The sequence below is a fragment of the Microcystis sp. LE18-22.4A genome, from assembly GCF_027531105.1.
GTDB classification, from domain to species: Bacteria; Cyanobacteriota; Cyanobacteriia; order Cyanobacteriales; family Microcystaceae; genus Microcystis; species Microcystis aeruginosa.
Genome location: NZ_JAPZRB010000454.1, coordinates 1 through 5,824 on the forward strand (window position 1 = coordinate 1; position 5,824 = coordinate 5,824).

The window sequence follows — 5,824 nt, forward strand, 5'->3', positions numbered from 1 at the left end:
GACCGAGATATTAACGCCAGTAAAAATATTTTGGCCGCAGGGCTTGCGGTGTCAGTCTGTAGAGCGACCATAAGACCAGAACAGAGTAAATCTGTTAAGGCAGGTGCGAAAAATCCTTCGGGAAAGAAGCAGAAACCCAAACCTCACGGCGTGATTTATCTAAAAATGTCGAGGTGAAGACCCTCGCTACTCACTTTACATGACTTTCTCTGAGTTCTTTGATTGTTAGAGTCCTGAATTTATCTGAACTTTTCCCGATTGGCAAGCCTTTTGACCGAGGTTACTATTGTCAGTGTGAATCAAGAAAAGATTGAATCACCCACAGACTTAAGGAGAACACAGTCATGAGTCAACCAGATGTCGAAAGATTTTATGAAATCGCTCGCAATAGCGAAGAGCTTCAAGCTATGTTAGGCGCGGCTGAAGATCGCGACAGCTTTGTCGAAACCGCCGTCAGACTAGGACAAGAGAATGGCTGCAACTTCACTCTTGACGAAGCTAATGAGTTTCTTAACACCAAGAAGGGAGATGCGGAACTGAGCGAACAAGAGTTAGAAGCTGTAGCTGGCGGTCGCCGCCGTTGTAACTTAAATACACGACTCACTGTCTGTATCATTGTTAGCCGCAACTGCTGGGTTGCTACTTGTTAGAGTCGGCTTTCTGGAAACCTCGAAAAATACCTTGCTGAAAAAGATCAACACTTTTTATGGGTGCTTTCTTGGCAATAAGTGCAATTAATCGAGGTTTCCTTTATTAGGGTAATACCAAATCCGCTTTTAATTTTTATCAGATCGAAGATTAACAATGTATGCAACAGAATGGTTAATTATTCATTAACTGAATTGAAGGGGTTGGCTTGGCTTCAATATTTGGAAATGACCTTTCCCTCTTATCAACCTGCTTTACAAAGTTTGCAGTTTGAAGACTCTCTTGTTGCCATTGGCGCAAGTGTTGAGCAAAAACCGGTTGGCTTGGGTCTGGCTAGGTTTTACCCTGAAGAAGAAGCAGCTATCATCCTCTCCATCTTTGTTGAATCCCCCTATCGTTGTCAGGGGATTGGCACAGCCCTACTCGCGCATTTAGAGCAGGTGTTTAAGCAACGAGGTTGTCGGTATGTTGAATTAGTTTATACAAGCGACCAAACGACAACTCCGGCTTTAGAACATATACTGAAAAAAGCAGGTTGGACACCGCCAGAGTTACGGGTGTTAATTTGTAAGGCGGCGAAAGAGCAGATGATTCAAGCATCCTGGCTACACAAATATAGTTTACCTGCTGGTTTTACAATCTTTACTTGGTCTGATTTAACGGAAGCAGAACGAAGTAGAATTTTAGAAAAACAAAATACTCAGGCGTGGTATCCAGAAGTTCTTTCACCTTTTTTAGAGGAAGACAAAAGAGAGCCACTCAACAGTTTAGGACTTCGTTATCAAAAAGAAGTCATCGGCTGGATGATAACCCATCGTCTTGCACCAGATACAATCCGCTACAGTAGCTTTTTTGTCAAGAAAGAGCTACAAAAGGTCGGGCGTGGCATTCCTTTATTAGCCGAGTCGATTAAAATCCAGTGTAGTAGCCATATCCCCTACGGAATGTGGACAGTATCCAAGGATAATCCAGCCATGTTGAGTTTTGTTAAACGGCGAATGGCAAGCTATATGATGTCAATTAAAGAATCTAGAGGTGTTTCTAAAGTGTTATAGTAAGTTATCTGATGAAAATTAAAAGAAGGAGGCTTTTTTTGTGAGTGCCAACCCATCTGATTTAAAACCAGAATTAGCCAAGATCGTCTGTCAAGCTACGTTTATTTCTGAACGTCTCAGTCATCAAACAACATCGACTATCTCAAGCCCATTTAATGAAGAGATAGCAAATATTCGTTTGAATCATTGGTGTAAAGTCAGTGCCTCTGGAGATTGGGATAAATTTTACAAACGTCTAGAGTGGAATGGTTGGGAACGCGATGCAGTTTTGCGAGTACTTGGTACAGAGTTAGAACCTGAAACTCATTCCTTACCCAGTTGGGCTTTAACCCTAGCTGAGATTATAGAAACAGTTGCACAATTAACCCAAGAAAATCTCGAACCCTTGCCCAGAGATTCTAATGACCCTAAACCCTTTGAAGATGTTTTTTTACCTTTGGTTCTGGTTGGAAGACAAAAACTTCTTGCTCGCTTAGGAGTAGAATCATTATCTGATGAAAATTTGCCTTTAAAACGATTGGAAGAATCTGCTTATCTAAGTCTAGAACAGGGTCTTTACCAAAGACTTTTTTATCTTTTAGTAAAAACTTTAGATTTTGAGTTTTCTCATTCTCGTCCCCTCGGGAAAAACTTACTCAATTTAATAATTCCGAACAATAAAACTACATCAGGTAACAAAAAATATCTAGCTTTTGTTGATAAATTATTATCAGATGGATTCTTGGGTTTTTTTCAAAAATATCCCGTATTAGGTAGGTTTATTGCAACCACTATTGATTTTTGGGTTGAGTCAACGGCAGAATTTCTAGAAAGACTGGAAAATGATTTATTAGAAATTAAGGGAGAATTTTCCCAGATAAATGATTCGATTGATTCTAAAATATCAGAAAATCAGCTAGGAAAAATTAAAGAAATTAAGCCGGACTTGTCTGATCTTCATCATCAAGGACGTTCTGTGATCGTGCTAACTTTTGCCTCGGGGCTAAAGTTAGTTTATAAACCGAAAAAAATAGGGGTTGACATAGCTTTTAACCAACTTTTATCTTGGTTAAATCAACAATTAGAAAACTTAGAAAGTTCTGCACAATCTCCCCTGAAAATTCTTCGGATTTTAGATAAACAAACCTATGGATGGAGCGAATACATTGAACAAAAACCTTGTCAAGATACCGCCGCTGCTAAACGTTTTTATTTACAGGCGGGAAGATTGTTATGTTTGTTATATTTTCTAGGAGCAAATGATTTTCACCACGAGAATTTAATTGCCTACGGCGATCAACTGGTGATGATTGATCTAGAAACAATCATGCACCATGAAGCTAAATGGATGGAAGATTCGGAAGATGAAACAGCCGGAGAAGCAGCGATGAATCAATTGTCTGATTCAGTCTTACGCACGGCATTGTTACCGACTTGGGAGTTTAATATCGACACTTCTGTCGCTTATGATGTTAGTGGATTGGGTAGTATTGATATTCAACCTATGCCGGTACCATTTCCTGTCTGGAAATCGATCAACACCGACGATATGTATTTAGCACAGGAGAAAATAGATAGACCTCTGCAAGCTAATGTTCCTATGCTTAATTCACAGCCACTTTACCCGAATGATTATCTAAAAGAATTGATTACAGGCTTCGAACAAGTATACCGTTTCTTGATTGAACAGAAGGAAAACCTATTAGCAGCAAATGGACCTTTATCGCCATTCCAGACACAGGTAGTCAGATTTCTGTTCCGTTCCACCAAAGTTTATGGCGCTGTTCTCAATAAGACGCGAGGGGCAGAATTTCTCAAACATGGACTAGAGTGGAGTATTGAAGCAGATATCTTGAGCCGGGCTTTTCTCAATAACCAAAATAAACCTCAAGCTTGGCCTATTCTAGAGATGGAACTTCAAGCCATCTCCTTAGGAGATGTTCCCTATTTTAGTGCTGCTACGGTAAGCGATGACCTCAACTTAGGTGGTGAACAGACTATACCGGAGTATTTTAAAGGATCATGTTTTAATCAAGTTGAACAACGATTAAAACGGATGAATGAAACTGACTTAGCTCAACAATCTAGAATTATTCAGTTGGCCTTTCAGTCAAAAATTACTGGAAGTTTCTCCTCAGAAAGAAGCAAAATTGAGTCTAAAAATCAGGAAGAAATTACTAAGACTCTGTTGACTGGCGACCAGTTTGTTACCAAAGCAATAGAGATTGCTCAAGAAATCGAAGACCAGGGAATTATTGGTTCTGATGGTAGTCTTTCTTGGATTAGTTTAGCTTTTGTTCCGAAAGCAGAGAGATTTCAGCTACAACCTTTGGGAGAAAGTTTCTATGATGGCAATTGCGGTGTTGCTGTCTTTTTTGCAGCCTTAGCCCGTGTGACAGGGGACAGTAAATTTGAGAAGTTAAGCCTTAAGTCTCTTCAATCTTTACAAAGCTTCTTACAAAATGCGGATGCTGAAGCAATCAAAATTTTTGCCGATAACTTTGGCATCGGCGGCGGCGTAGGACTGGGGGCGATTATTTATTGTCTCGTCAAAATCCGACAATTTCTCGATTTACCCCATCTCTCTCAAGAAGCACAAAAAGTTGCTCAATTTATGAGCCAAGAGATTATTGATAAAGATACTAATTTCGATATAGTTAAGGGTGCTGCTGGGACAGTTTTATCCCTTTTAGCTCTTTATCAGGATACGGGGACAAATTTTGTTTTGGATAAGGCTCAAGCCTGTGGTCAACATCTGCTGAAATTTTGTGATTTGCGCTATAACGAGAAATCAGATACCTATAAACCATTGACTGGCTTCTCTCATGGGGCCGCCGGAATTGCCTATGCACTTTTACGACTCTATGAGGTGACTCAAGACCAGGCTTATTCAAGGGGCGCACAACAGGCGATCGCCTATGAAAATAGCAAATTTTTTCAAGAATTTGGGAATTGGCGTCAAATCATTCCCACTGAGGAGCCTTCTGCTGCACCAGTGTTTTGGTCAACTTGGTGCTACGGAGCGCCTGGTATTGGTTTAGGACGTTTAGGCGGTTTATCAAGCTATAGAACTGAAGAAATTCTTGCTAATATTGAAGCGGCTCTCAAGACAACCCAAGAGACTCCCTTGCAGCAAGTGGATCATTTGTGCTGTGGCAATTTAGGTCGCTGTGAAGTTATGTGGGTCGCTGCACATACACTGTCTAATCCACAATGGTACAGTGCTGCTCAAGAATTAGCAAGTCGAGTAGTCAATCGAGCTTCTCAAACCGGCAAATATGAACTATTTGCTGATTTGCCGACATCCGTGTTTAATCCCTGTTTCTTTCAGGGTTTGTCCGGTATTGGCTACCAATTTCTGCGTCTGGCTCATCCTAAGTCTTTACCTTCTGTATTACTTTGGGAGTGAGCAGTCTATCTCAAGCGGGGGGAATTAAATTCATCATGCCGACTAACTTTAATTCTAATGAAGCGATCACCTATAGTGTAGCCTTAGTCATCATTGGCTTGGTAATATTACTCGGCTTATGGTTGCCAGATTTTTTACATAAAGATTGAGAGGCGGAGCAGGGCAATCGCACTTAAATTAGGGCTTGCTGAAAAAGTTAGGGGACAGCAAAGGAAAGATAGTTGATTATTCAATCCCGTTGATTGGATAAGTTTTACTTAACCTATTTGAGGATAAATAAGCACCTAAACAAAATTATCTGCACACTCCCAATCTTGAAAGCCTTGCTGCGCAAGGCTTTAAGCGACAGGTATGTGTAATTAATTTTACGCCAGGTAAGACGTTAGATTAAAGCTGGCTTGATTTGCTATACTGTCCCTGTAGAAACCCACATTCCGCACCCTAAGTGTCACAACGTCTCGAAAGAGGAAGGGGCGCGAGTCAAAATACTTATCTAGAGGAGTGAGTTGGCGGCAAGCTGCCGCCAACTAAGCCGAAATTTTCAGGGTTCCCCCGGTCATTCTCAATAAACAGTGCTTGTTGAGAATGACTAGGCAATCAGACTTAACATCTAGGGGGAGATGTTCCAGTTGCTCGCTTTGTTTTGTCACCCCTTGAAGTCAATCCATCTGGTCAAGATAAGAGATAATATTCCTGGCAAGGTTTGGGAAAAAATCTCAAAATGTTGCGCCTC

4 protein-coding genes are annotated in these 5,824 nt (G+C 40.7%); all 4 read left to right on the forward strand.

Annotated features, from left to right (window positions below):
- The first annotated feature begins 344 nt into the window (after window positions 1-344).
- The 4 genes from O9295_RS19965 to O9295_RS19980 all read left to right on the forward strand — a co-directional run bounded on the left by O9295_RS19965 (window position 345) and on the right by O9295_RS19980 (window position 5,240).
- A complete protein-coding gene (locus O9295_RS19965; RefSeq protein WP_061432523.1) occupies window positions 345-650 on the forward strand; it encodes a Nif11-like leader peptide family RiPP precursor in 306 nt (101 codons plus the stop codon).
- Window positions 651-875: 225 nt separating this feature from the next.
- Window positions 876-1,703 (forward strand): GNAT family N-acetyltransferase, encoded by an 828-nt coding sequence (locus O9295_RS19970; protein ID WP_288034803.1) that lies wholly within the window; start codon window positions 876-878, stop codon window positions 1,701-1,703.
- Between the two features lie 40 nt (window positions 1,704-1,743).
- Window positions 1,744-5,091: a type 2 lanthipeptide synthetase LanM family protein gene (locus tag O9295_RS19975; RefSeq protein WP_288034806.1), complete on the forward strand. Its 3,348-nt coding sequence runs from the start codon at window positions 1,744-1,746 to the stop codon at window positions 5,089-5,091.
- Window positions 5,088-5,240, forward strand: coding sequence for a hypothetical protein (locus O9295_RS19980; RefSeq protein ID WP_288034808.1), 153 nt, complete (start codon window positions 5,088-5,090; stop codon window positions 5,238-5,240). Before O9295_RS19975 ends, O9295_RS19980 begins: the two co-directional genes overlap by 4 nt.
- Window positions 5,241-5,824: the final 584 nt, after the last annotated feature.